General features: G+C 55.4%; 20 protein-coding genes. 4 read left to right on the top strand and 16 right to left on the bottom strand.

Annotated features, from left to right (window positions below):
• Window positions 1-6: 6 nt before the first annotated feature.
• On the bottom strand, window positions 7-915 hold the full coding sequence (cysD, locus tag INT84_RS20055; protein ID WP_176919354.1) for a sulfate adenylyltransferase subunit CysD: 909 nt from the start codon (window positions 913-915) through the stop codon (window positions 7-9).
• Window positions 916-924: 9 nt separating this feature from the next.
• The gene (gene cysG / locus INT84_RS20060) at window positions 925-2,331 is read right to left on the bottom strand and encodes a siroheme synthase CysG (RefSeq protein WP_194208373.1); all 1,407 of its coding nucleotides are present in this window, start codon (window positions 2,329-2,331) and stop codon (window positions 925-927) included.
• Window positions 2,332-2,577: 246 nt separating this feature from the next.
• Here cysG and INT84_RS20065 point away from each other — a divergent pair, with 246 nt between their 5' ends.
• A complete protein-coding gene (locus INT84_RS20065) occupies window positions 2,578-3,621 on the top strand; it encodes an aminopeptidase (RefSeq protein WP_176919355.1) in 1,044 nt (347 codons plus the stop codon).
• Window positions 3,622-3,705: 84 nt separating this feature from the next.
• Here the strand turns inward: INT84_RS20065 and cysH are convergent, their stop codons facing one another.
• The 3 genes from cysH to cysJ form a co-directional block, all read right to left on the bottom strand.
• Window positions 3,706-4,440, bottom strand: a complete 735-nt coding sequence (cysH, locus tag INT84_RS20070; protein ID WP_194208217.1) for a phosphoadenosine phosphosulfate reductase — start codon at window positions 4,438-4,440, stop codon at window positions 3,706-3,708.
• Between the two features lie 203 nt (window positions 4,441-4,643).
• Window positions 4,644-6,356: an assimilatory sulfite reductase (NADPH) hemoprotein subunit gene (gene cysI, locus INT84_RS20075; RefSeq protein ID WP_194208218.1), complete on the bottom strand. Its 1,713-nt coding sequence runs from the start codon at window positions 6,354-6,356 to the stop codon at window positions 4,644-4,646.
• On the bottom strand, window positions 6,356-8,161 hold the full coding sequence (gene cysJ, locus INT84_RS20080; RefSeq protein ID WP_194208219.1) for an NADPH-dependent assimilatory sulfite reductase flavoprotein subunit: 1,806 nt from the start codon (window positions 8,159-8,161) through the stop codon (window positions 6,356-6,358). The genes cysI and cysJ overlap by 1 nt, the downstream gene beginning before the upstream one ends.
• 302 nt (window positions 8,162-8,463) lie before the next feature.
• Between cysJ and queD the strand changes: the two genes are divergently transcribed.
• Window positions 8,464-8,826, top strand: coding sequence for a 6-carboxytetrahydropterin synthase QueD (gene queD, locus INT84_RS20085; RefSeq protein WP_194208220.1), 363 nt, complete (start codon window positions 8,464-8,466; stop codon window positions 8,824-8,826).
• A gap of 227 nt (window positions 8,827-9,053) precedes the next feature.
• On the opposite strand, the gene queE is transcribed toward queD, so the two are convergent.
• From queE to INT84_RS20100, 3 genes are read right to left on the bottom strand one after another with little or no spacing between them, the layout of a single operon-like run.
• Entirely contained in the window at window positions 9,054-9,725 is a 672-nt protein-coding gene (gene queE / locus INT84_RS20090) for a 7-carboxy-7-deazaguanine synthase QueE (protein ID WP_194208221.1), read from the bottom strand.
• A gap of 54 nt (window positions 9,726-9,779) precedes the next feature.
• Window positions 9,780-10,487 (bottom strand): N-acetylmannosamine-6-phosphate 2-epimerase, encoded by a 708-nt coding sequence (locus INT84_RS20095; RefSeq protein ID WP_194208222.1) that lies wholly within the window; start codon window positions 10,485-10,487, stop codon window positions 9,780-9,782.
• The gene (locus tag INT84_RS20100; protein ID WP_194208223.1) at window positions 10,484-12,043 is read right to left on the bottom strand and encodes a maltose/glucose-specific PTS transporter subunit IIC; all 1,560 of its coding nucleotides are present in this window, start codon (window positions 12,041-12,043) and stop codon (window positions 10,484-10,486) included. The genes INT84_RS20095 and INT84_RS20100 overlap by 4 nt, the downstream gene beginning before the upstream one ends.
• Window positions 12,044-12,208: 165 nt before the next feature.
• Between INT84_RS20100 and INT84_RS20105 the strand changes: the two genes are divergently transcribed.
• Entirely contained in the window at window positions 12,209-13,033 is an 825-nt protein-coding gene (locus INT84_RS20105) for a MurR/RpiR family transcriptional regulator (protein WP_176919363.1), read from the top strand.
• A 51-nt stretch (window positions 13,034-13,084) separates the two neighbouring features.
• Here the strand turns inward: INT84_RS20105 and eno are convergent, their stop codons facing one another.
• From eno to rlmD, 7 genes are all read right to left on the bottom strand, one after another.
• Entirely contained in the window at window positions 13,085-14,383 is a 1,299-nt protein-coding gene (gene eno / locus INT84_RS20110; protein WP_176919364.1) for a phosphopyruvate hydratase, read from the bottom strand.
• 78 nt (window positions 14,384-14,461) lie between these two features.
• Complete coding sequence (gene pyrG / locus INT84_RS20115) at window positions 14,462-16,099, bottom strand: glutamine hydrolyzing CTP synthase (protein ID WP_176919365.1); 1,638 nt, start codon at window positions 16,097-16,099, stop codon at window positions 14,462-14,464.
• A gap of 225 nt (window positions 16,100-16,324) precedes the next feature.
• On the bottom strand, window positions 16,325-17,116 hold the full coding sequence (gene mazG / locus INT84_RS20120) for a nucleoside triphosphate pyrophosphohydrolase (RefSeq protein WP_194208224.1): 792 nt from the start codon (window positions 17,114-17,116) through the stop codon (window positions 16,325-16,327).
• A gap of 214 nt (window positions 17,117-17,330) precedes the next feature.
• A complete protein-coding gene (locus INT84_RS20125; protein ID WP_194208225.1) occupies window positions 17,331-17,627 on the bottom strand; it encodes a type II toxin-antitoxin system RelE/ParE family toxin in 297 nt (98 codons plus the stop codon).
• Window positions 17,593-17,880, bottom strand: a complete 288-nt coding sequence (locus INT84_RS20130) for a type II toxin-antitoxin system ParD family antitoxin (protein WP_228066374.1) — start codon at window positions 17,878-17,880, stop codon at window positions 17,593-17,595. The genes INT84_RS20125 and INT84_RS20130 overlap by 35 nt, the downstream gene beginning before the upstream one ends.
• A 171-nt stretch (window positions 17,881-18,051) precedes the next feature.
• A complete protein-coding gene (gene relA, locus INT84_RS20135) occupies window positions 18,052-20,289 on the bottom strand; it encodes a GTP diphosphokinase (RefSeq protein WP_176919386.1) in 2,238 nt (745 codons plus the stop codon).
• Window positions 20,290-20,341: 52 nt separating this feature from the next.
• Window positions 20,342-21,640, bottom strand: coding sequence for a 23S rRNA (uracil(1939)-C(5))-methyltransferase RlmD (rlmD, locus tag INT84_RS20140; protein ID WP_194208226.1), 1,299 nt, complete (start codon window positions 21,638-21,640; stop codon window positions 20,342-20,344).
• Between the two features lie 57 nt (window positions 21,641-21,697).
• Here rlmD and barA point away from each other — a divergent pair, with 57 nt between their 5' ends.
• Window positions 21,698-24,445 carry a two-component sensor histidine kinase BarA gene (gene barA, locus INT84_RS20145; RefSeq protein ID WP_194208227.1) on the top strand — a complete coding sequence of 916 codons (2,748 nt, stop codon included), beginning with the start codon at window positions 21,698-21,700 and terminating at the stop codon, window positions 24,443-24,445.
• A gap of 39 nt (window positions 24,446-24,484) precedes the next feature.
• Here barA and INT84_RS20150 read toward each other — a convergent pair whose 3' ends face one another.
• Window positions 24,485-25,627, bottom strand: coding sequence for a glycerate kinase (locus INT84_RS20150; protein WP_194208228.1), 1,143 nt, complete (start codon window positions 25,625-25,627; stop codon window positions 24,485-24,487).
• Window positions 25,628-25,647: the final 20 nt, after the last annotated feature.

Here is a 25,647-nt window from a genome sequence, read left to right on the forward strand (position 1 = left end):
GGTTCCTTAAAAGTATCCCTGACGTTTCTTCAGCTCCATCGAGCCGGCCTGGTCGCGGTCTATGACGCGCCCCTGACGTTCGCTGGTGGTGGAAACCAGCATCTCTTCGATAATCTCCGGCAGGGTTTGCGCCTGCGACTCTACCGCACCGGTCAGCGGCCAGCAGCCGAGAGTGCGAAAACGCACCATCCGCTGCTGGATCACTTCGCCCGGTTGCAAATCAATGCGTCCGTCGTCGATCATCATCAGCATGCCGTCACGCTCCAGCACCGGACGCTCAGCGGCTAAATAAAGCGGCACGATATCGATATTTTCCAGCCAGATGTACTGCCAGATATCCTGTTCGGTCCAGTTGGACAGCGGGAAGACGCGGATGCTTTCACCCTTATTCACCTGGCCGTTATAGTTGTGCCACAGCTCCGGGCGCTGGTTCTTCGGGTCCCAGCGGTGAAAACGGTCGCGGAAAGAGTAAATACGCTCTTTGGCGCGAGATTTTTCTTCATCGCGACGCGCGCCGCCAAACGCAGCGTCAAAACCGTATTTATTCAGCGCCTGCTTCAGCCCCTCGGTTTTCATAATATCGGTATGTTTTGCGCTGCCGTGCACAAACGGGTTGATCCCCATTGCCACCCCTTCCGGGTTCTTATGCACCAGCAGCTCGCAGCCATAGGCTTTAGCGGTACGGTCGCGGAACTCGTACATTTCACGGAACTTCCAGCCCGTATCGACGTGCAGCAGCGGAAACGGCAGCGTCCCCGGATAAAACGCTTTACGCGCCAGATGCAGCATGACGCTGGAGTCTTTACCAATCGAGTAAAGCATTACCGGATTAGAAAACTCGGCGGCAACTTCACGGATGATATGGATGCTTTCCGCCTCCAGTTGCCGCAGGTGAGTCAGTCGTTTTTGATCCATAACCGTTCCTTAAGCCAGATTAACCACGGACGCGCTGAACGCTTCCGCACCTGTTGTGTGTTGAAACCAGGCCAGCTGGTGATGCAGATTAACCACCTCGCCGATGACCAGCAGAGCAGGCATCGGCGCATCTTTAGCCAGGTTTTCGAGTTGTTGTAATGTGCCCGTACTGACCTTCTGGTCGGCACGCTTGCCGCGCGAAATCACCGCCACCGGCGTATGTTCATGTCGGCCATGTTGAATAAGCTGTGCGCTGATTTCCGCGGCTTTCATCGTGCCCATGTAAATAGCCAGCGTCTGACGGCTCTGCGCCAGCTGCGCCCAGTCAAACGGCGCGCTGTCGGGCTTATAATGTCCGGTTACAAAGGTAACGCTCTGTGCATGTTCGCGGTGGGTCAGCGGAATGCCCGCATACGCCGTCGCGCCGGAAGCGGCCGTCACGCCAGGCACCACCTGAAACGGGATACCGGCAGCGGCGGCGGCCTGAAGTTCTTCTCCGCCGCGCCCGAAAATAAACGGATCGCCGCCTTTCAGGCGCACCACGGTCTTGCCTTCCCGCGCCGCCTCAATCAGCATCTGATTGGTTTCATGCTGCGGCACCGCATGTTTACCGGCACGTTTCCCTACGCAGACCAGTTCCGCATCGCGGCGCACCAGCTCGCGAATTTCCTCAGTCACCAGATGATCGTAAAACACCACGTCGGCCTGCTGGAGCACCTGCAAGCCCCGCAGGGTCAGCAGTCCGGCATCGCCCGGCCCTGCGCCAACCAGAATAATTTCGCCCTGCGCGCGTGCCGGATGTTGCAACGCTTCTTCCAGCACCTGTTCCGCAGCCTGCTGATTCCCCGCCGCCATCAGGCTGGCAAAGCGCCCGCGAAAGGCGCGCTCCCAGAACCGTCGGCGTTCTGCCGTAGAGTGAAGATGCGTTTTAATACGCTCACGCCAGCGGCCGGCTACCTCCGCCATCTTCCCCAGATCTTTCGGCAGCAGCGCCTCGATTTTTTCCCGCAGCAGTCGCGCCAGCACCGGCGCATTACCGCCGGAAGAGATCGCCACCAGCAGCGGCGAGCGATCGACAATCGACGGGAAGATAAACGAGCACAGCGGCTGGTTATCGACCACGTTAACCAGTCGGTGCCGGGCATTTGCCGCCGCGAATACGCGCTGATTCAGTTCGCCGTCGTTGGTAGCGGCAATCACCAGAAAAACCTCGTCGATTTGCGTTTCAGCAAATTCCGTCGCCCGCCAGTGGATCTGCTGCTGTTCAGCCAGGCTGGCCAGGTCAGCATTGAGACGCGCGGCCACCACCTGCACTCTGGCTCCTGTCCGGCGCAAAAACGCGATTTTACGGCTGGCAATTTCGCCGCCGCCAATAACCAGTACGGGGCGATCTTTCAGGGCAGCAAAAAGGGGCAGGTATTCCACAGCGTAACGACTCACTAACATCAGGTATTAGGGGGACTATAGGGCCCGCCTTAGATCAAATGAAATTACGAAATGGAATGAGTAGTTCCTCAAAGGAATAACATCCGGGGAAAGCTAATATCAAAAAGTGCTTAACCCACGTATTTTCGGGACTTTAGGAGGATTTCAAATTGTGTAACGTCGATCACAGTTTCATACTGTGAGCGTCGAGTTTTTTGTGTTTTTTAAGGATATTTTATGTTGTCCGCATCGCGCCGCAGCCTGGCTGCCCTGGCGTTCAGCGTATGCTTTGCCCTCCCCGCATTGGCGAAATCGACACCTCCAGGAGAGTTCGCCAGCACTCAGGCCCGTTATATTGCTACTTATTTTCCCGGTCGCATGACCGGCACGCCCGCAGAAATGCTGGCGGCAGATTATGTGCGCCAGCAGTTTGCCGCGATGGGTTATCAAAGCGATATACGGACGTTTCACAGCCGTTACCTGTATACCTCTGCCGATAAACAGCAGAACTGGCATAACGTCACTGGCAGCACGGTGATCGCTGCCCATGAGGGACGGGTTAAACAGCAGATTGTGATTATGGCGCATCTGGATACCTATGCTCCCCGCAGCGATGCTGACGTCGCACAAAATCTTGGCGGGCTGACGCTACAGGGTATTGATGACAATGCTGCCGGACTGGGAGTGATGCTCGAACTCGCCGCGGCCCTGAAAAATATCCCCACGCAATACGGCATTCGCTTTATCGCCACCAGCGGTGAGGAAGAAGGCAAGCTCGGCGCGGAGAGCCTGCTTTCCCGGATGAGCGACGCCGAGAAAAAGAACACCTTGCTGGTGATCAATCTCGATAATCTCATCGTCGGCGACAAACTCTATTTTAATAGCGGCAAAAGCACGCCTGCGGCCGTACGTAAACTTACCCGCGACCGGGCGCTGGCGATTGCCAGAAAACATGGCATCGCTGCCACCATTAATCCCGGACTAAATCCCGATTATCCTGAAGGCACCAGTTGCTGTAACGACGCCGAACCATTCGATAAAGCCGGCATTCCGGTGCTGTCGGTTGAAGCAACCAACTGGTCGCTGGGGAATAAAGACGGCTATCAGCAGCGCAAGAAATCACGCGATTTCCCAGCGGGGAATAGCTGGCATGACGTGCGTCTTGATAACCAGCAGTATATTGATAAGGCGCTGCCTGGGCGGATTATGCATCGCAGCCGGGATGTGGTGAAAGTGATGCTGCCACTGGTGAAGGAGCTGGCGAAGGCGGGGAAAGGGTAGCGTTTTGCCAAAATTTACCTTATCGGGTCTGAACAGGCCCGGTCTCTTCCAGCCCCGATAAGCGTAACGTCACTGGATAAAGCATTACCCTTCGTGCAACCCGCACTCTCGCTTCAGCCCAAAGAACCGCGTCTCCTCTTCCGCCATTCCCGGCTCCCATTTACGGGTAGTATGGGTATCCCCCACGGACAAATAACCTTCATCCCATAGCGGATGATATTTCAGGCCGTGCTTTTGCAGGTACTGATAGACCGTGCGATTATCCCAGTCGATGATGGGTAAGACTTTGAACACGCCGCGCTGAATGCCCAGCACCGGAAGATGAGCACGGCTGCCGGACTGCTCCCGGCGCAACCCTGCAAACCAGGTTTGGGCGTTAAGCTCGGCCAGCGCCCGGTTCATCGGCTCGACTTTGTTGATCTCATTGTATTTCTCAATCCCTTCAACGCCCTGCTCCCAGAGCTTGCCGTAACGCGCTTCCTGCCAGGCGGGGCTTTCGTTTGCGCGGTAGACCTGGAGGTTCAGTTTAAGTTTGTCCGTTAACTCATCAATAAACCGGTAGGTTTCCGGGAACAGATAGCCGGTATCGGTCAGGATCACCGGGATGTCCGGACTGATTTGATTGACCAGATGCAGGCTGACTGCCGCCTGGATGCCAAAGCTTGAAGAGAGGACGTATTCACCGGGCAGATTTTCCAGCGCCCACGCTACGCGATCTTCTGCGGTGAGGGTTTCCAGCCGTGCATTAGTGTCTGCAAGCGCCTGCGCGCGATCCTCTTTCGGTAATGCATTGAGGGCTTTTAGATCGAGTACGGACATAGGTTCCTCATTTTTGGCCGGGCGTAGTAGATTACCCGGTGTATAGCTGCTTTTGGCGTTCTGCCGGGTGGCGCTGCGCTTACCCGGCCTACATTTATCATCGGCGCTGCGCTTACCCGGCCTACATTTTTATGGCAGTCGCCTGTTCAGATGACCGACTCACAGGCCGGATAAGGCGAAGCCGCCCTCCGGCGCAGTTCCGGTTACTCCCAGAAATCCCTTGCGGGATCGAGCACCGGGCGAATGATGCCCGCACGCACCGTAAAGTCGCCGAAGCCTTCACCCGCTTCGCGCTCTTTCGCCCAGCGCCCGACTAACTCGTCAATCGTGTCGAGAATTTCGGGTTCGGTAATATTTTCACGATACATTCGCGGGATGCGCGTACCGATGCGATTGCCGCCGAGGTGCAGGTTGTAGCGTCCCGGCGCTTTGCCCACCAGCCCCAGCTCAGCCAGCATCGCTCGTCCACAGCCATTCGGGCAGCCGGTAACGCGCATCACGATATGCTCATCCGGAATACTGTGTTTCTCCAGTACGGCTTCCACTTTATCCGTGAACGACGGCAGGAAGCGCTCGGCTTCGGCCATCGCCAGCGGACAGGTCGGGAACGACACGCAGGCCATTGAGTTCTCACGCTGCGGCTTCACGGCGTTCATCAGGCCATGTTCGCGCGCCAGCTTCTCGATTTTCGCCTTCTGGCTATCCGGCACACCGGCGATGATCAGATTCTGATTGGCGGTAATACGGAATTCGCCTTTGTGGATCTTCGCGATCTCCAGCAGTCCGGTTTTGAGCGGACGTCCCGGATAATCAAGGATACGACCGTTCTCAATAAACAGCGTCAGATGCCATTTATTGTCGATGCCTTTTACCCAGCCGATGCGGTCGCCGCGACCGGTGAATTCGTACGGACGGATCGGTTCAAATTTGATGCCCGCCCGGCGTTCCACTTCCGCTTTGAAGGTCTCGACGCCGACGCGCTCCAGGGTATATTTGGTTTTCGCGTTTTTACGATCGGTACGGTTGCCCCAGTCGCGCTGGGTCGTCACGACGGCTTCCGCCACGGCCAGGGTATGCTCCAGCGGCAGGTAGCCAAACTCGCTCGCGGTACGGGCATAGGTTTTTTTATTACCGTGCTCAATGGACAAACCGCCGCCGACCAGCAGGTTGAAGCCCACCAGTTTGCCGTTCTCCGCGACCGCGACGAAGTTCATGTCGTTGGCGTGCAGATCGATATCGTTCTGCGGGGGGATCACGACCGTGGTCTTGAACTTACGCGGCAGGTAGGTCTGGCCGAGGATCGGCTCCTCATCGGTGGTGGCGACTTTCTCCTGATCGAGCCAGATCTCCGCATAGGCACGGGTACGCGGCAACAGATGCTCGGAGATCTTTTTCGCCCACTCGTAAGCTTCAGCATGAAGCTGAGATTCATACGGGTTCGACGTACAAAGCACGTTACGGTTCATGTCGTTGGCGGTCGCCAGCGCGTCCAGCCCAACCGAATGCAGCATCTGATGTACCGGCTTCACGTTCTTTTTCAGGATGCCGTGAAACTGGAACGTCTGACGGTTCGTCAGGCGAATACTGCCGTAAATCGTATTCTCGCCCGCGAACTTATCAATCGCCTGCCACTGTTTAGTGGTGATCACCCCACCCGGCAGACGGCAGCGCAGCAGCATCGCATGACGCGGCTCCAGCTTCTGTTCGGCACGCTCGGCGCGGATATCGCGATCGTCCTGCTGATACATGCCGTGAAAGCGGATCAGCAGGAAGTTATCGCCTTTAAAACCGCCGGTCAGACCGTCATTTAAATCTTCGGCAATGGTGCCGCGCAGATAGTTGCTTTCGAGCTTCATGCGCTCGGCATCAACCAGTTTGCCTTCGACCACCAGTGGGCCTGGATGTTTTTCGCTCATTAGTAGACATCTCGCTGATAACGGCGCTCAACGCGCAGCTCACTTAAATATTCGTCCGCCGATTCGAGGTCCATGCCGCCGAATTCAGCTATCACTTCCAGCAAAGCCTGCTCAACGTCTCTCGCCATACGATTGGCGTCGCCGCAGACATAAATATGGGCACCATCGTTTATCCAGCGCCACAGCTCTGCGCCCTGTTCGCGCAGTTTGTCTTGTACGTATATTTTTTCTTTTTGGTCACGAGACCAGGCCAGATCGATGCGGCTCAGCACGCCCTCTTTAACGTAGCGCTGCCATTCCACCTGGTAGAGAAAATCTTCGGTGAAGTGCGGATTACCAAAGAACAGCCAGTTTTTACCCGGCGCTTCATCGGCGGCACGCTGCTGCATAAAGGCACGGAACGGCGCGATACCGGTGCCGGGACCAATCATGATGACCGGCGTGTCGGGGTTTGCAGGCAGACGGAAGTTGTCGTTATGCTCGATAAAGATGCGTACTTCGCCCTCTTCTTCCACGCGATCGGCGAGGAAGCTGGAAGCGCCGCCTGCACGCGCACGGCCTTCAACCTCATAGCGCACGACGCCAACGGTAACGTGAATTTCGTTTTCAGCTTCCGCCTGAGCAGAGGCGATGGAATACAAACGCGGCGTCAGCGGACGCAGCAGATCGATCAGCGTCTGAGCATCCAGTTGAGCAGGGGAAAAACGCACCATGTCAACAATCGGCGTGGTTGCCGCGTAATGCTGAAGCTGTGCTTTGTCACCCGCCAGCGGCAGTAATGTCTCACTGCGGGAAAGCGTCGCGTAGTTCTCAACGATATTGGCAGTGTTAACCGTCAGCTCAAAATGCCACTGCAATGCTTCGGCCAGCGGCAGCGTTTTACCGTCCACCGTGACGGGCTCATCCGCTTTTAGCCACAGCAGCTCAATCAGTTCATTCACCAGCGCAGGATCGTTCTGATACCAGACACCAAGCGCATCGCCCGGTTGGTAGCGCAGACCGGAATCCCCGAGATCGATCTCAATATGGCGAACGTCTTTTTCCGAGTTGCGCCCGGTAATTTTTTGATTCACCGAGAGCGACGCCGCCAGCGGCACTTCTTTGGTATAAGGGCTGGAGTGAACCTCATTCACCGCGCCGGTTGCTGTGGCGACGGCCTGTGCTGGCGTCTCTTTCGGCACGCGGGATTTCAGGACCTCAACCACGCGCGTGCGCCATTCGGCGGCGGCATTCTGATACTCGACGTCAGCATCAACGCGATCCAGCAGGCGTTCACCGCCCAGTTCCGCCAGCCTTTCGTCAAAATCTTTCCCACACTGGCAGAAGAACTCATAAGAGGTGTCGCCAAGGCCAAAGACCGCAAACGCGGTATTCGCCAGCTTCGGCGCTTTTTTGGAGGCCAGAAATTTATGCAGAGCTACCGCCTCTTCCGGCGGCTCCCCTTCCCCCTGCGTGGAGGCAACGACAACCAGCAGTTTTTCGTTGGCGATTTGTTTGAATTTATAGTCGCCCGCGTTGACCAGGTTAACGTTAAGTTTGGCTGCCAGCAGATCGTCACGCAGTGCTTCCGCTACACGGCGAGCATTGCCGGTCTGCGACGCTGAGAGCAGGGTAATGGTGGTGGTTTCTGCTACCGGAGCAGGCGTCGCCGCGGCAGAACCGGGTTGCTGGTTCAGCACCCCCCAAAAATAGCCGGACACCCAGGCAAGCTGGGTCGGGGTTAAATCGGTCGTGGCCGCCTGGAGGCGCGCCATCTGCTCCGGGTTTAGCGGAAGCAAAGCGGAAGGTGGGGCCTGTGTCGTCATGCGTCGTCATGTTCCAGTAGCAAAGCTGTTTTCAAATAAAAACAGAAGAGAATGTAAGGTTAACGACCAGGATAATAACAATTAAAGAAGGGTTGGAAATAATAAATAACCAAATCGACTAACCTGATTTTCAGATAGTTATTAACAATAAAATGGGTTACATAATTAATTGATTTAATTAAATAAATTCCCGCTTCACAATAACCTTCCTTGGCCCAGGTTGTTATCGCCGTTTAAAGAGGTGATAAAAATTGTGCTTTCCGGTACTATGCGGCGGTTTTTCGTAAGCCTGAGAGTTCATCATGTCCACCACGTTGTTTAAAGATTTCACCTTCGAAGCCGCCCATCATTTGCCGCATGTTCCGCAAGGCCATAAATGCGGCCGCCTGCACGGACACTCCTTTATGGTGCGTCTTGAAATCACCGGTGAAGTCGATCCGCATACCGGCTGGATTATCGATTTTGCCGAACTGAAGGCAGCGTTTAAGCCGACTTACGATCGTCTGGATCACTACTATCTGAATGATATTCCGGGGCTGGAAAACCCGACCAGTGAAGTGCTGGCGAAGTGGATATGGGATCAGGTGAAACCTGTAGTTCCGCTGCTGAGCGCGGTGATAGTGAAGGAAACCTGCACGGCAGGCTGTGTATATCGCGGGGAGTGAGGTTTTTTTGTCCAGTAAGGCTAACCTTTTCCGTTGAAGCCGGGAGTATGCAATCTGCCTGTAGCGCGTTGTCACAGCGATAATTTATCCCCGCTGGCGCGGGGAACACAGGAACAAAAGTGACTGGCGGCGATGGTCAGCAAGCCGCCAGTGTAATCCATTTTGAGCAATGTCACGCCATTTAAGATGCCAGGAACTGGCAACCAAATTATTCAGGCACCAGTCTTTCAGGCAATATTCAAATACTTATGCGTTTGCATTGAAAGCCGCCAGTTGCGGGCAATGCAGGTCTCAATACACAAACGCGTAGCGTCTTCTTTCTGGCTGATCGGCTGAAGCGCAATCACACGCGGTTTATCGTCCTTCAGCACGGCAAGCAGTTCGTCCAGCGCTTCGATATCCCGCACGCGGCCGACCGGGTGTTTAATTTCATCTGCGCGCTGGAGCGCCTGCTCCAGGACATCATATCCGCCGCGCATATTGACTTTCGGCGACACCGTCACCCAGGTATTTGGCGTACAGCGGATCTCATGTGTGCCGCTGGTTTCAATCTGGCAGCTAAAGCCGTTTTTCTCCAGCAGCATGGTCAGGGGGAGCAGGTCGTGGATGCACGGCTCGCCGCCGGTGATCACCACATGACGCGCGGTATAGCCCTGACGTTCAATAATGGCCAGCAAATCTTCGCTGCTTGCCGCGCCCCATTTGTCGCTCTCTTTAGTTTTCGCCAGGATGCTGTAAAGCGAGACTTCCCGATCCGCAAGTTTATCCCAGGTGTGTTTCGTGTCGCACCAGGCGCAGCCTACCGGGCATCCCTGTAATCGAATAAAAATGGCGGGGACGCCGGTAAAGTAACCTTCACCCTGGAGGGTCTGGAACATCTCATTTATCGGGTACTGCATAATCATCTCAGTTTCGCGTCTAAACCGTAATTATCGCAGATCCTGGCGCAACGATCATGTGCGATTCGCGCCCTGTTGCGCTATCGCCGCCGCAAAACGCGCGGCGATCTGCTGCGGACGCGTGATCGCCCCGCCGACCACCACCGCATGTGCGCCGAGTTCGAGGCAGCGGGCAGCCAGTTCCGGCGTGTCGACATTGCCTTCCGCTATCACCGGCTGCGTGACGGCGTTCAGCACCGCGCGCAAAAATGCACAGTCGTTCTCTGCCAGCTTGTGCCCTGCCGACGCCGCCGTATAACCATATAGCGTCGTACCAATACAATCGAAGCCAAGCTCAGCAGCGACCACAGCATCTTCAACGCTTGCGATATCCGCCATCAGCAGCACCTGCGGGTAGCGTTCGCGGATTTGCGTCACCAGCGCGGCCAGCGTTTCACCTGCCGGGCGTGGACGTTGCGTGGCGTCGAGTGCAATCATCTCCGGGGACGCCGTCATCAGTTCGTCGACTTCTCGCAGAGTCGCGGTGATAAAAACCTCGCTACCGGCATAGTCACGTTTAATAATGCCAATGATCGGCAGATCGACCTGGGTTTTAATCGCCTCGATATCGACGACGCTGTTAGCGCGAATGCCCGCTGCCCCGCCCTGCTGCGCTGCCAGCGCCATGCGCGACATAATAAACGGACTGTGCAGCGGCTCGTTTGCCAGCGCCTGACAGGAAACCACCAGTTTGCCTTTGATTTGCTCTAACATCATGTTCATACCACCAGCATCTCTTCAATTTCGTTTTTAATAATCGTTACGTGCGGACCGTAAATCACCTGCACGCCGCTGCCTCGCAGGATCACACCGCGTGCGCCTGTCGCTTTGAGCGCAGTCTCATCGACTTTCCCGCTCTCTTTCACCGTTATCCGCAGGCGCGTCGCACAGCAATCCACCTCTTCCAGATTCTCCTGTCCACCCAGCGCCGCCACAATCGCCTGAGCACGTTCACTGCCACTGACACTTACCGTTTCGGTCTCCAGTTTTTCACGTCCAGGCGTCAGGAAATTAAAACGGGTGATCAAAAAGCGGAAGGTGAAGTAGTAGAGGAAGAACCACGGGATCCCCACCATTGGCACATACAGCCAGTGAGTTTTCGCTTCGCCCTGCAAAATGCCGAACAGGATGAAGTCGATAAATCCGCCGGAGAAGGTTTGCCCGATGGTGATGTGCAGAATATGCGCCAGCATAAACGCCAGTCCGTCAAAAAAGGCGTGAATGACGTATAGCACCGGGGCGACAAACAGGAACGAAAACTCGATCGGCTCAGTGATACCGGTCAGGAACGAGGTCAACGCCGCTGACAGCAGCAGCCCGGCAACACGCTTTTTATTTTCAGGCTTCGCGGTGTGATACATCGCAAGGCAGGCACCGATCAGGCCAAACATCATGGTGATGAAGCGGCCGGACATAAAGCGCGAGGTACCGACGTAGAACTGCTGCGTATGCGGATCGGCCAGTTGGGCAAAGAAAATCCGCTGGGTGCCTTCAACCAGCTGGCCGTTGACGATTTCGCTGCCGCCGAGAGCCGTAGTCCAGAATGGCAGATAAAAGATATGATGCAGGCCGAACGGACCAAGCATGCGCAGGATAAAGCCATACAGCAGCGTGCCCAGGTAGCCAGTCGCGTCCACCAGCCCACCAAGGCCAAAAATCAGCTTCTGAAAGTGCGGCCAGACCACCGTCATGATCGCTCCGACGACAATTGCCGCCAGCGAACTGATAATCGGCACAAAGCGTGAACCGCCGAAGAAACCCAGAAACTGCGGCAGAGCGATTTTATTAAACCGATGGTGCAATGCGCAGGTCACCAGACCGATGACCACGCCGCCGAAAACGCCGGTTTCCAGGGTCTGAATCCCCAGTACCATCCCCTGCCCGACCGCGCCGGGATTGGTTTGTGCCAGGTCTCCCGTCAGCGTCAACAGCGCATTAATGGTGGCATTCATCACCAGAAAAGCCAGTAAGGCCGCCAGCCCTGCCGTGCCCTTATCCGTTTTTGCCAGACCGACTGCGACCCCCACCGCAAACAAGACCGACAGGTTGGCGAAGACGATCGCGCCGGCACTGCTCATGATGGTGAAAATGGCCTGTAGCCAGCCTACGTCAAGGAAAGGATAAGCCGCCAACGTATTCGGGTTCGACAGCGCACCGCCGATACCCAGCAGCAGTCCCGCCGCAGGTAATACCGCAATCGGCAGCATAAAGGATTTACCAAACCGCTGTGCTTTTTCAAACCAGCCTCCGGAAGAGGCTCCGCTAAAAATTGTCATCATTTTTCTCCGCCTGATGTTTTGTTGAAAATTTTTACCACATAAATAATTAACACTGAAAATTATCATCAATAAAGCGGAGGTTGATCATACTTTTTTAAAATGACTGGCGTTGGAAGCGGGATTTCCGCCACACTTAGCGGCAGGAAAGCATTAAGGAATACAGGCATGGCTGAAAACGAAAATGTGCTGCTCAGGCTTCGGCAGAGCGTATCGGGCTATAGTCCCACGCAGCAAAAACTGGGAGATTACGTTCTGACCGATCCGTCGCGGGTGCTCTATCTGACCATCACCGAGCTGGCACGTGAGAGCGAGACCAGCGAAGCCAGCGTCACGCGCCTGTGCCGGGCGCTGGGTTGCAAAGGGTATACCGAATTTAAAATGGCGCTGGCGCTGGACGTGCAGCGCTCGCAGGTCCCCCGCACGCAGGGTGATGAGATCGACAATCTGGTCGATGAGTCGGTGCAGGCGTTGCGCGATACGGCAAAGCTACTGGATCGCAGCGTGCTGGAACAGGCGGCGCTGGCGCTGCACGAAGCACGGTCGGTCCAGATTTATGGTGTCGCCGCCAGCGCGATTATTGGCGACTACCTGCATTACAAGCTGCTGCGCCTCGGTAAATCTGGCCAGCTATTCAGCGACATGCACCGGGCAGCGATGAGCGCCACCGCGCTCGGCGGCGAGGATGTCGTCGTCGCGATCTCCAGCTCTGGCTCGACGCGCGACCTGTTGCATGTTGTGAAGCTGGCGCGTAAACGCGGCGCGAAAGTGCTGACAATCAGTAATACGCCGCGCAGCCCGCTGGCATCACTCAGCGATATTTTGCTGGTGGCAGCGAAGCCGGAAGGACCGTTAAGCGCGGGCGCACTCAACGCCAAAGTGGGAGCGATGCTGCTGGTGGAGCTGGCCATCACCTCGCTAATGTCGCTTGATACGCGCTACGGTGACAGCAGCCAGCAAACGGCCAGCGCGACGTTGCCGCTACTTTTGTAGATATAAAAAAACCCGCCGAAGCGGGTTTTTCTTAAGAGCGAAGGTACAGGATTACGCCTGGCCTTTGATCTCTTTACGACCGTTGTACGGTGCTTTTTCACCCAGCGCTTCTTCGATACGAATCAGCTGGTTGTATTTAGCAACACGGTCAGAACGGCTCATTGAACCGGTTTTGATCTGGCCTGCTGCGGTACCAACAGCCAGGTCAGCGATGGTAGCGTCTTCAGTTTCGCCAGAACGGTGAGAGATGACAGCGGTATAGCCAGCGTCTTTCGCCATTTTGATCGCAGCCAGAGTTTCGGTCAGAGAACCGATCTGGTTGAATTTGATCAGGATGGAGTTAACGATGCCTTTTTCGATGCCTTCTTTCAGGATCTTGGTGTTGGTTACGAACAGGTCGTCACCAACCAGCTGGATTTTGTCGCCCAGAACTTTAGTCTGGTAAGCAAAACCTTCCCAGTCAGATTCGTCCAGACCGTCTTCGATAGAGACGATCGGGTACTGTTTGGTCAGTTCTTCCAGGAAGTGAGTGAATTCTTCAGAGGTGAAAGCTTTGTTGCCTTCGCCAGCCAGAACGTATTTACCGTCTTTGTAGAATTCAGATGCTGCACAGTCCATCGCCAGAGTGATGTCTTTGCCCAGCTCGTAGCCAGCTGCTTTAACTGCTTCAGCGATAACTGCCAGCGCTTCTGCGTTAGAACCCAGGTTCGGCGCATAGCCGCCTTCGTCACCAACGGCCGTGTTCATGCCTTTCGCTTTCAGCACTTTAGCCAGGTTGTGGAACACTTCAGAACCCATACGCACGGCTTCTTTCAGGGATTTAGCGCCAACTGGCTGAATCATAAATTCCTGGATGTCGACGTTGTTATCAGCGTGCTCACCACCGTTGATGATGTTCATCATCGGAACCGGCATAGAGTATTTGCCCGGGGTGCCGTTCAGTTCAGCGATGTGCGCGTACAGCGGCAGACCTTTAGCGGCAGCAGCAGCTTTGGCGTTAGCCAGAGACACCGCCAGGATGGCGTTTGCACCGAAGTTAGATTTGTTTTCAGTACCGTCCAGATCGATCATGATCTTGTCGATGCCTGCCTGATCTTTGGCATCTTTGCCAAGAACAGCCTGAGCGATCGGGCCGTTAACCGCAGCAACGGCTTTGGTTACGCCTTTACCCATGAAACGGGATTTGTCGCCATCACGCAGTTCCAGCGCTTCGCGGGAACCAGTAGAAGCACCTGACGGCGCAGCTGCCATACCAACGAAACCACCTTCCAGGTGTACTTCGGCTTCAACAGTCGGGTTACCACGGGAGTCGATGATTTCACGACCGATGACTTTAACGATTTTGGACATTAGGTTTTCCTCAGTACAAGTTAAACTAAAACTCCAGACAAACAACGCCCCTCCTGGGGCGTTGCCGTTCTAACTTTTTTACTTCACCTGACGCTTCTGGTATTCGCTGGCGGCTTTCACAAAACCGGCAAACAGCGGATGTCCATCACGCGGCGTGGAAGTAAATTCCGGATGGAACTGGCCGGCGACAAACCACGGATGGTTCGGCACCTCAATGATCTCGACTAACTGATCATCACCGGAACGGCCCGCAATGCGCAGGCCCGCAGCTTCAATAGGTTTCAACAGCATGTTGTTGACTTCGTAACGATGACGATGACGTTCAGTAATCGTCGATGCGCCATACAGCTTGCGCACCAGGCTGTCATCCGTAAGCTGGCAAGCCTGTGCACCTACGCGCATCGTGCCGCCCAGATCGCTCTTTTCAGAACGAACTTCAACGTTACCATCTTCATCACGCCACTCGGTGATCAGCGCCACGACCGGGTACTTACAGTCTGGCACAAATTCCGTTGAGTTGGCGTTGTCCATGCCCACAACATTACGAGCAAATTCAATCAGGGCGACCTGCATACCCAGGCAAATGCCGAGGTAAGGAATATTGTTCTCACGCGCATAACCTGCGGTGGTAATCATCCCTTCTACGCCACGGTAGCCAAAGCCGCCGGGGATCAGGATTGCATCAAGATCTTTGAGGATCTCGACACCACGCGTTTCAACATCCTGCGAATCAATCAGCTTGATGTTGACGGAGACGCGATTCTTCAGGCCGCCATGCTTCAGCGCTTCGATCACCGATTTATAGGCATCCGGCAGTTCAATATACTTGCCGACCATACCAATGGTGACTTCGCCTGCCGGGTTGGACTCTTCATAGAGAACCTGTTCCCATTCAGACAAGTTTGCTTCCGGACAGTTCAGGCTGAATCGTTTACAAATATAATCGTCCAGGCCCTGTGATTTCAACAGGCCCGGGATTTTATAAATGGAATCGACATCTTTCAGGGAAATAACGGCCTTTTCAGCGACGTTACAGAACAAAGCAATTTTCGCACGTTCGTTGGCCGGAACGGCGCGATCGGAACGGCAAATCAGGATATCCGGCTGGATACCGATTGAGAGCAGTTCTTTAACGGAGTGCTGCGTCGGTTTAGTTTTAACTTCCCCGGCGGCGGCCATATACGGCACCAGCGTCAGGTGCATAAACAGCGCGTGTTCACGGCCGATATCAACCGCCAGCTGGCGAATCGCTTCGAGGAACGGCAGCGATTCGATATCGCCCACCGTACCACCGATTTCAACCAGCACCACGTCATGCCCTTCGCCGCCTTCCAGCACGCGTTCTTTAATGGCATTGGTGATGTGCGGGATAACCTGAACGGTCGCACCCAGATAGTCGCCACGGCGCTCTTTACGCAGAACGTCGGAGTAGATACGACCGGTGGTGAAGTTGTTGCGGCGGCTCATCTTGGTGCGGATGAAACGCTCATAGTGGCCAAGGTCCAAATCAGTTTCAGCGCCGTCTTCAGTAACGAACACTTCCCCGTGTTGGATTGGACTCATGGTACCCGGATCGACATTGATGTACGGATCCAGTTTCATCATGGTCACGTTAAGGCCACGGGCTTCTAAGATGGCTGCGAGGGAGGCTGCGGCAATGCCTTTACCCAGAGAGGAAACGACCCCGCCGGTCACAAAAATATAGTTCGTTGTCATGCTGAACCTGAGAAGTTAGGTTTAAAAGACGATGGAATAACCAGGACGGGACAGTAGTATACCCGAACATGGCGAGCGCCACAAACTTTCATTATTCCTCCTCTTCTGCCATGCCAAACGATATGAGGAGTGAGAAAATAGCCACTTTTAAAGAAATGTTTTTGACGCAAATCAAGCGCTTGTTATTTAAAAAATCACACAAATCGCGCCTGACGGCGAAAACCGTTAGAGATCATATTCCTGGCGTTTTACTTCCTGCCAGACCTCTTCCATCGTTTGCAGGTCAACCCCAGTCATTTCCAGGCCACGTGCGGCCACAATACGCTCAACTTCGCGAAAACGTCGCTCAAATTTCAGGTTGGCTTTTTGCAGCGCCACTTCCGCTTTGACCCCAAGATGGCGGGAGAGATTGACCGTCGCAAACAGTAAATCGCCCATTTCTTCTTCCACTCTGGCCTGATCGACAACGGCCTGCTGCGCTTCCTGCATCACCTCGTCAATCTCTTCGTGGACTTTATCCAGAACCGGACCGAGCGAGGTCCAGTCAAAGCCTACCGTGGAGCAGCGCTTCTGGATTTTATGCGCCCGCATCAGGGCCGGGAAGGTATGGGGAATGTCGTCCAGCGCGGAGTGCTGCGCTTTTTTCGCCCGTTCGTCGCTTTTGATTTGTTCCCAGCGCGCCAGCACCTCGTCGCTGTTTCCCGCCGCGGCATCGCCAAAAATATGCGGGTGACGGCGCTCCAGCTTGTCGCTAATCGCCGCGCAGATATCATTAAAATCAAAGCGCCCCTCTTCCTGCGCCATGTGGGCGTAGAAGATCACCTGAAACAGCAAGTCACCCAGCTCGCCGCGCAGATCGTCAAAATCTTCGCGGGCAATGGCGTCCAGCACTTCGTAGGTTTCTTCCAGGGTATAAGGGGCGATAGTGGCGAAGGTCTGTTCTTTATCCCACGGGCAGCCGTTTTCCGGGTCGCGCAGGCGTTGCATGATGGAGAGCAGGCGGTCTATTTGCGTCATTGTTGTCATCATTTTTAATCGGTTATGCACAATGGAGGAGATTGTAACGTATCCACCTGACGCATTCGCTATGAATCATCCCAATCGCTTTTATTTTAATCCCGCCATACCGGAGGCTTGCTTTTCGGCAAGCCTCCGTTCAACACAACTGCAATAGACACATAAAACCTTAATCAATATCACATAGGGTATAACTTATTTTTTAAATAAAAGGCTATAACCAATTTACATGCTTGCCAGCATCCTGGTTCTGGCTCAGAATACGTATCACGATAGTTTCCGTAACTGATTGTATAAAATAGATAATATGCCTTTCAAACGGTAAGGCATAAATGTATTCACCCAGTTCAGGTCGAGGCGTGCCAATGTTATTGGCACTCATCATGCTGAATATTTCTGACAGATGATTAATATATCGATCGGCTTGTATTTCGCCAAAATGCTGCCAGCCGTAATGCCAGATATTTTCCAGATCGTCACTGGCCTTTGGTGTTAACTTTACCGATCTCATCTGTTTTGCTCATCCCTGATTTTACCTTTTGTAAAAAGGCATCCTTTTCCCAGGCTTGCGGTTCACCACTGTTCAGCCCTTCAGCCAGAAGTTCACGCAATGCCTGAAGCCGCGACTCAGCCTGTTTTTCCCGCAGCAAGCGAAGAGATTCCCTGATAACTTCACTTTGTGTTCTGTAATCGCCTGCTTCAATAAGCGATTCAATAAACTCCCGTAGCTCATCACCAAGATCTACTGTCATTGTTCTGGCCATAACAGCCTCCACTGTAAGTATAAATCTTACATAAGAGTACACCGGAAATGGAATGTACGTCAAAATGCATCCGCCGTTGTTATTACACCGGGGATGACGTTGCTATGTAGCGGCTCTACTGAAATGAAATAGTAAAGCCGCTACGTTAGTGCAGCCACCTTCGCGCGGATGTTACCCCCCATGCAACCGGTGCGCATCAATCACGTCCGGTACCTGGTTCAGCTTGCTGAGTACCCGGCCCAGGACCTGAAGGTTATAGATCTCAATCGTCATATCGATGCTGGCAAGCTGCTGTTTGGTGTCGCTGCGGCTGGCGACGCCCAGCACGTTAACCTTCTCGTTCGCCAGAATGGTGGTGATGTCGCGCAGCAGGCCGCTGCGATCGTTGGCGGTGACGCGCACCACCAGCGAATAGCCTGCCGAGTAGCTTTCGCCCCAGACCGCGTCCACGATACGTTCCGGCGCGTGCGAGCGCAGCTCTGCCAGCTGATCGCAATCCGCACGATGCACGGAAATGCCGCGTCCCTGGGTAATAAAGCCGACGATCTCATCGCCCGGGATCGGCTGGCAGCAGCGGGCGATGTGATGCATCAGATTGCCGACGCCCTCCACCACCACGCGACCGTCGTCTTTACCGCTACGGTTCTGCGGCGCGTAGGTTTTCTGCCGAAGCTGCTTAAGCGCCGCCGCATCCTGCTCCGCCGCGCTCGGTTTATTAAACTGCGCTTGCAGGTAATTGACCATTTGGTTAAGGCGGATGTCCCCGCCGCCAATGGCCGCCAGCAGTTCCTCAATCTCGTTGAAGTTGTAGCGCGGCAACAGGAATTTCTCGGCCTCTTTCATACTGATGCCCAGATGCGCCAGCTCATCGTCGAGGATCTGCCGTCCGGCGAGAATATTTTTATCCCGGTCCTGCTTGCGGAACCAGTTGTGGATTTTGGCGCGGCCCCGGCTGGTTGTGACGTAGCCGAGGTTCGGGTTCAGCCAGTCCCGGCTTGGGTTGGGCTGCTTCTGAGTGATAATTTCAATCTGATCGCCCATCTGCAACTGGTAGGTAAAGGGCACGATGCGTCCGCTGATTTTTGCCCCGATGCAGCGATGCCCCACATCACTGTGAATGTGGTAGGCGAAATCCAGCGGCGTGGAGCCTGCGGGGAGATCCACCACGTCGCCTTTCGGCGTAAAGACATAGACGCGATCGTCAAAGACCTGGCTGCGCACTTCGTCGAGCAATTCACCGGAATCCGCCATCTCCTCCTGCCAGGCGATCAGCTTACGCAGCCAGGCAATCCGGTCTTCATGCCCGGAACGCACGCCGCCCGCGGTAGCGCCTTCTTTGTATTTCCAGTGCGCAGCGACGCCCAGCTCGGCATCTTCATGCATCTGTTTGGTGCGGATCTGAATTTCGACGGTTTTACCGCCCGGCCCCAGCACCACGGTATGTATGGACTGATAGCCGTTAGGTTTTGGGTTAGCGACGTAGTCGTCGAACTCATCAGGCAGGTGGCGATAGTGAGTATGTACTATTCCCAGCGCGGCGTAGCAATCCTGTAGCCGCTCGGCCACGATGCGCACCGCGCGCACGTCAAACAACTCGTCAAAGGCAAGATGCTTCTTCTGCATTTTGCGCCAGATGCTGTAGATGTGCTTAGGTCGACCGTACACTTCCGCCTTCACGCCTTCGGTTTTGATCTCGGCGCGCAGATGGCCGACGAATTCATCAATGTACTGCTCGCGGTCGAGACGGCGCTCGTGCAGCAGTTTAGCGATGCGTTTGTACTCCGCCGGATGCAGATAGCGGAAGCAGTAGTCCTCCAGCTCCCATTTCAACTGGCCGATGCCCAGCCGGTTCGCCAGCGGCGCGTAAATGTTGGTGCACTCTTTGGCAGCCAGTACGCGCTCATCTTCCGGCGCGTCTTTCACATCGCGCAGATGCGCTACCCGCTCGGCGAGTTTGATGACCACGCAGCGGAAGTCATCCACCATCGCCAGCAGCATCCGCCGCACGTTGTCCACCTGTTCGGAGGAGACGGAATCGGTATGGGTGGCCTTGAGCTGGCGGATTGCCGCCATATCGCGCACGCCGTGGATCAGCAGCACCACCGGCTTACCCACGGCCTCCTGCAACGCCTCCTCGCTGACAACGTTGTTATCCGCCAGCGGGAACAGCAGCGCCGCGCGCAGGGTGTCTATGTCCATGCTCAGCATAGAGAGGATTTCGACCATCTCCACGCCGCGCCAGAGAAGGAGATTGGCGTTAGGGTGCCCCTGCGTTTGTTCACGACAGTAGGCCCAGGTCTCGGCTAAGCGTTCACACGACTGCTGGCTGGATAATCCCAGACTGGCGATCCATTTTTTCGGGTCAAATTCACCCTCTTTATTCATATGTGAACTTCTTACCGCAACCATCGTCCTCTCCTTTCAGGGACCGGGCCTGCCGGATTCGGCAAGCCAACGCTATTTATTGATGCTCAAACAACACCATTGATTCCAGATGCCCAGTGTGCGGGAACATATCCAGCATTGCCAGTCGCCGGATGTGGTACCCTCCTGCAAGCAGCGCCTCGCTGTCACGTGCCAGCGTCGCAGGATTGCAGGAAACATACACCACGCGGCGCGGCGCTAATTTTATAATATGCTGCATGACGCCGGGTGCGCCTGCGCGCGCCGGATCGAGCAGTATTTTATCAAAACCGTGTTGTGCCCACGGCTGTTGTGTAACATCCTTTTCAAGATTTTCATGAAAAAACGTCACATTATGCAATTCATTTTGTGCGGCGTTTTGCTGACCTTTCGCCACCAGCGCCGCCACGCCTTCCACGCCAACGACGCTTGCCGCACGCTGCGCCAGCGGTAGCGTAAAGTTGCCCATGCCGCAGAACAGATCCAACACGCGATCGGTGGGCTGAATGTCCAGCCAGTCCAGGGCGGTGGCCACCATCTGCTGATTAACGCCGTCGTTGACCTGAATAAAGTCCCGCGGGCTAAACGTTAAGCGTAGCCCTTCTGATTGATACCACGGCTCTTTATCCGTTAACGGTTCCAGTATCTCGCTTTGTGGCGCAAGGTACAGCGCAAGGTCCTGAGAATGCGAAAAGCGTTCCAGTTTTTCGACATCGGCAGCACTAAGTGGTGCGATATGGCGTAGCACCATCAGCGGGCCGTTATCGGCCAGCACCAGTTCGACATGGCCGAGGTGACGCGCCGACGTCAGGCTGGTCAGACACTCGCGCACCAAAGGAAGCAGTGCCTCAAGACGGGGCGTCAATACGGGGCATTGCGTAATATCAACGATGTCGCTGGCGTTAGCTTTACGAAACCCCATTTGCAGGCGCTGCGTTTTCGGCTGCCAGTTCAGGCTAAGCCGCGCACGCCGCCGGTATCCCCAAGGCGCGCCGGCAATGATCTCGTCGACCTCGCGTTTCATTAACCGGGCGAGCGCCGCGCGTTTGCTGCGCTGTTGCAGGTCAACGCTCGCATGCTGTTGCTGGCAGCCGCCGCACACGCCGAAGTGCGGGCAGCGGGGCGTAACACGCTCGGTGCTCTCGTTCAGCCGCCGTTTTACCTGCGCGAGGGCATACTGTTTTTTATCGTCGGTAATAACGACTTCCGCGCTTTCCTGAGGCAGTAAGCCCGGAATAAATAAGGTTTTACCGTTGTGGCGCGCGACGCCCTGGCCGAAAGGGTCCAGGTCATTTACCGTCACAGTTATGATCTGACGCGTCGTCACGCGCCGTTTTGCAGAGTAGAATTGCGCCATCGTAGAGATTTTTCTCAATCAAACATAATGACGCTAATTGTCCCATAACGGAACTCCATGACCAACTACAGCCTGCGCGCTCGCATGATGATTTTGATCCTGGCCCCTACCGTCCTGATCGGTTTGCTGCTGAGTATCTTTTTTGTCGTGCATCGCTATAACGACTTGCAGCGTCAGCTTGAAGACGCCGGTGCCAGTATTATTGAGCCTCTGGCGGTCTCCAGCGAATACGGAATGAATCTGCAAAACCGCGAATCGATTGGCCAGCTTATTAGCGTGTTGCATCGTCGCCATTCGGAAATTGTACGGGCGATATCCGTTTATGATGAGCATAACCAGCTCTTTGTCACCTCGAATTCTCACCTCGACCCCGGGGTGCTGCGGCTGCCAAAAGGAGACGCCTTGCCGCGTAGCCTCAGCGTGCTGCGACAGGGTGACACGATGATCTTACGCACGCCGATCCTTTCTGAGAGCTACTCGCCTGACGAGTCCCCCATTTCGGACGCCAAAACGGCGAATAATATGCTGGGCTATGTGGCGCTGGAACTGGATCTCAAATCAGTACGGCTACAGCAATATAAAGAGATTTTTATCTCCAGCATGATGATACTGTTTTGTATCGGCATCGCGCTGGTGTTTGGCTGGCGATTGATGCGCGACGTCACCAGCCCTATTCGCAATATGGTAAATACCGTGGACCGCATTCGCCGCGGCCAGCTGGACAGTCGCGTCGAAGGTTTTATGCTGGGCGAACTGGATATGCTGAAGAACGGCATTAACTCCATGGCGATGTCGCTGGCGGCCTACCATGAAGAGATGCAGCATAACGTCGATCAGGCGACGTCCGATCTGCGTGAAACGCTTGAGCAGATGGAGATCCAGAACGTTGAACTGGGCCTTGCCAAAAAACGCGCCCAGGAAGCGGCGCGCATTAAATCCGAGTTTTTGGCTAATATGTCGCACGAGCTGCGCACGCCGCTGAACGGCGTTATCGGCTTTACCCGCCTGACGCTGAAAACCGAACTGAATCCGACCCAGCGCGATCACCTCAACACCATTGAGCGTTCGGCAAATAACCTGCTGACGATCATTAATGACGTGCTCGACTTCTCCAAGCTGGAGGCCGGAAAGCTGCTGCTGGAAAGCATACCCTTCCCGCTGCGCAACCTGCTGGATGAGGTGGTGACGCTGCTGGCGCACTCGGCGCATGATAAAGGGCTGGAGCTGACGTTAAGTATTAAAAATGACGTACCGGATAACGTCATCGGCGATCCGCTACGTCTGCAACAGGTGATCACCAACCTGCTGGGCAACGCCATTAAATTCACCGAGCACGGTAATATTGACGTCATTGTCGATAAGCGGGCGGTGAGTAACACCAACGTTCAGTTAGAGATCCAGATCCGCGATACCGGCATAGGCATTCCGGAAGCCGATCAGTCGCGGCTGTTCCAGGCGTTTCGTCAGGCCGACGCCAGCATTTCGCGCCGTCACGGCGGCACCGGGCTGGGCCTGGCGATCACTCAGCGGCTGGTCAACGAGATGGGCGGCGATATCTCTTTTCACAGCCAGCCGAATCGCGGGTCGACCTTCTGGTTCCACGTTAGCCTGGATCTGAATCCTAATGTGATTTCTGAGCCCCCGGTAACGCACTATCTGGTTGGAAAACGCCTTGCCTATATTGAGGCCAACGCCACCGCCGCGCAGTCGACGATGGATCTGCTGGCCTCTACGCCGCTGGAGGTGATCTACAGCCCAACGTTCGCCGCTCTGCCGGAGGATCACTACGATATCCTGTTGGCCGGGGTGCCGGTCTCTATTCGCGAATTGAGCATGCACCATGACAAGCTGATTCGCGCCCGTAAGATGACCGATTACCTGCTGCTGGCGCTGCCCTGCCATGCGCAGGTCAATGCCGAAGCGCTGAAGCAGGACGGCGCGGCGGCCTGCCTGCTGAAGCCCCTGACCTCGGTCCGCCTGCTCCCCGCCCTGATGGAGTATTGCCGTATTAATCAGGTGCTGGTGCCTGCCGTCGAAGATAAAAAACTGGCGATGTCGGTGATGGCGGTGGATGATAATCCCGCCAACCTGAAGCTAATCGGCGCGCTGCTGGACGATCTGGTGCAGCACGTCGAGCTTTGCGACAGTGGTCAGCAGGCGGTCAATCGGGCAAAAGAGATGCCATTCGATGTGATCCTGATGGACATCCAGATGCCGGAAATGGACGGCATACGCGCCTGCGAACTTATCCGCCAGCTGCCTCACCAGCAGCAAACCCCGGTCATCGCCGTCACCGCGCACGCGATGGCTGGTCAACGCGAAAAGCTATTAAGCGCCGGGATGAACGATTATCTGGCGAAGCCGATTGAAGAGAGCAAGCTGCATCAGTTGCTGCTGCGCTATAAGCCCGGTCCGCATATTGCCGTTAAGCCACCGGAGACGGTGGAGATACCCGTTAATCAGAACGTCACCCTGGACTGGCAGCTGGCGCTACGTCAGGCGGCGGGCAAAGCCGATCTCGCCCGTGAAATGCTACAGATGCTGGTGCAGTTCCTGGAGGAAGTTCGTCAGAACGTTAATCGCCAGCTCGCGGGCGAGGAGATGCATCTGGTGGATATTATCCATAAATTGCACGGCAGCTGCGGCTACAGCGGCGTTCCCTGCCTGAAAAACCTGTGCCAGCTGATTGAACAACAGTTGCGCAGCGGGACACCGGCTGCGGAGCTGGAGCCTGAACTGCTGGAGTTGCTGGATGAAATGGAGAACGTTACGCGGGAAGCGGAAAAGGTGCTCGCGTCAGGTTAACGCCAGCGATATAGGCCGGAGGATCCCGGCCCGTTGAATTTATGCCAGGCTCTGCCCGGCTTTGAGCGTGGCGGCAATATTTCGCGCGCTCATCCGCACATTCTCCGCCGCGTTGTCCAGCGCCTCTTCCAGCGTGCAGATGGTATAAATAACGCTGAATACCGCATCCAGACCGTGTTCATGTACCACGCCAACATCGGCGGTAAGGCTACCGGCAATACCAATCACCGGTTTGTTGTAGCGTTTGGCAATGCGGGCGACGCCAACCGGCACTTTGCCATGAATAGTCTGGCTATCAATGCGCCCTTCACCGGTGATCACCAGATCGGCATCGGCGATCTGCTCATCCAGTTTCAGCGCGTCGGTAACAATTTCGATACCCTGACGCAGCTGTGCGCCGCAAAACGCATACAGGCCCGCGCCCATACCGCCCGCCGCGCCACCGCCTGCCAGTTCAAGCACCTGAATATCCAGATCGCGGGCAATAAGCTGAGCATAGTGTTCCAGCCCGCTATCCAGCCGCGCGATCATCTCTTTTGTCGCCCCTTTCTGCGGACCAAACACCGCCGAGGCACCCTTTTCGCCGATCAGCGTATTGCTGACGTCGCAGGCGACCTCAATGTGACAGTCGGCCAGACGGCTGTCCAGCTCGCGAATATCAATGCGCGCCAGCGTCTCCAGCGCACCGCCGCCGGGCGCAATAGGGTTATTGTCCTGGTCGAGGAGTTTTGCACCCAGCGCCTGAACCATACCGGCCCCGCCATCATTGGTGGCGCTGCCGCCAATACCGATAATAATGTGCCGGACGCCGTTATCCAGCGCATGACGGATCAGCTCGCCGGTTCCCCAGGAGGTCGTTTTTAGCGGATTACGCTGTGCGGGCGGAACCTGCTCAAGCCCGCTCGCCGCCGCCATTTCAATAAAAGCGCACTGCTCGTCGCCGGAAATGCCATAGAACGCATTAACCTGCTCTCCCAGCGGGCCGGTAACATCAACATGGATCAGCCGTCCCTGAGTGGCGGCAATCATGGCGTCAACGGTGCCTTCACCGCCGTCTGCAACCGGAAGTTTTACGTAATCGGCCTCAGGCCAGATTTCACGAAAACCACGCTCAATGGCGGTTGCCACCTCAAGCGCGCTCAAACTTTCCTTATACGAGTCCGGTGCAATCACTATTTTCATAAAGCATCCTTTTGCATGTT

The sequence above is a fragment of the Superficieibacter sp. 1612_C1 genome (assembly GCF_015234305.1).
Taxonomy (GTDB): domain Bacteria; phylum Pseudomonadota; class Gammaproteobacteria; order Enterobacterales; family Enterobacteriaceae; genus Superficieibacter.

What these genes read in the sequence shown, in the direction of transcription:
- relA (WP_176919386.1), bottom strand. Translation starts at nt 20,289, where the DNA reads ATGGTTGCGGTAAGAAGTTCACATATGAATAAAGAGGGTGAATTTGAC.
- barA (WP_194208227.1), top strand. Translation starts at nt 21,698, where the DNA reads ATGACCAACTACAGCCTGCGCGCTCGCATGATGATTTTGATCCTGGCC.
- cysI (WP_194208218.1), bottom strand. Translation starts at nt 6,356, where the DNA reads ATGAGCGAAAAACATCCAGGCCCACTGGTGGTCGAAGGCAAACTGGTT.
- mazG (WP_194208224.1), bottom strand. Translation starts at nt 17,116, where the DNA reads ATGACGCAAATAGACCGCCTGCTCTCCATCATGCAACGCCTGCGCGAC.
- rlmD (WP_194208226.1), bottom strand. Translation starts at nt 21,640, where the DNA reads ATGGCGCAATTCTACTCTGCAAAACGGCGCGTGACGACGCGTCAGATC.
- eno (WP_176919364.1), bottom strand. Translation starts at nt 14,383, where the DNA reads ATGTCCAAAATCGTTAAAGTCATCGGTCGTGAAATCATCGACTCCCGT.
- cysH (WP_194208217.1), bottom strand. Translation starts at nt 4,440, where the DNA reads ATGTCCGTACTCGATCTAAAAGCCCTCAATGCATTACCGAAAGAGGAT.
- pyrG (WP_176919365.1), bottom strand. Translation starts at nt 16,099, where the DNA reads ATGACAACGAACTATATTTTTGTGACCGGCGGGGTCGTTTCCTCTCTG.
- INT84_RS20095 (WP_194208222.1), bottom strand. Translation starts at nt 10,487, where the DNA reads ATGAACATGATGTTAGAGCAAATCAAAGGCAAACTGGTGGTTTCCTGT.
- INT84_RS20150 (WP_194208228.1), bottom strand. Translation starts at nt 25,627, where the DNA reads ATGAAAATAGTGATTGCACCGGACTCGTATAAGGAAAGTTTGAGCGCG.
- INT84_RS20130 (WP_228066374.1), bottom strand. Translation starts at nt 17,880, where the DNA reads ATGGCCAGAACAATGACAGTAGATCTTGGTGATGAGCTACGGGAGTTT.
- INT84_RS20065 (WP_176919355.1), top strand. Translation starts at nt 2,578, where the DNA reads ATGTTGTCCGCATCGCGCCGCAGCCTGGCTGCCCTGGCGTTCAGCGTA.
- queE (WP_194208221.1), bottom strand. Translation starts at nt 9,725, where the DNA reads ATGCAGTACCCGATAAATGAGATGTTCCAGACCCTCCAGGGTGAAGGT.
- INT84_RS20100 (WP_194208223.1), bottom strand. Translation starts at nt 12,043, where the DNA reads ATGATGACAATTTTTAGCGGAGCCTCTTCCGGAGGCTGGTTTGAAAAA.
- cysJ (WP_194208219.1), bottom strand. Translation starts at nt 8,161, where the DNA reads ATGACGACACAGGCCCCACCTTCCGCTTTGCTTCCGCTAAACCCGGAG.
- INT84_RS20125 (WP_194208225.1), bottom strand. Translation starts at nt 17,627, where the DNA reads ATGAGATCGGTAAAGTTAACACCAAAGGCCAGTGACGATCTGGAAAAT.
- queD (WP_194208220.1), top strand. Translation starts at nt 8,464, where the DNA reads ATGTCCACCACGTTGTTTAAAGATTTCACCTTCGAAGCCGCCCATCAT.
- cysD (WP_176919354.1), bottom strand. Translation starts at nt 915, where the DNA reads ATGGATCAAAAACGACTGACTCACCTGCGGCAACTGGAGGCGGAAAGC.
- INT84_RS20105 (WP_176919363.1), top strand. Translation starts at nt 12,209, where the DNA reads ATGGCTGAAAACGAAAATGTGCTGCTCAGGCTTCGGCAGAGCGTATCG.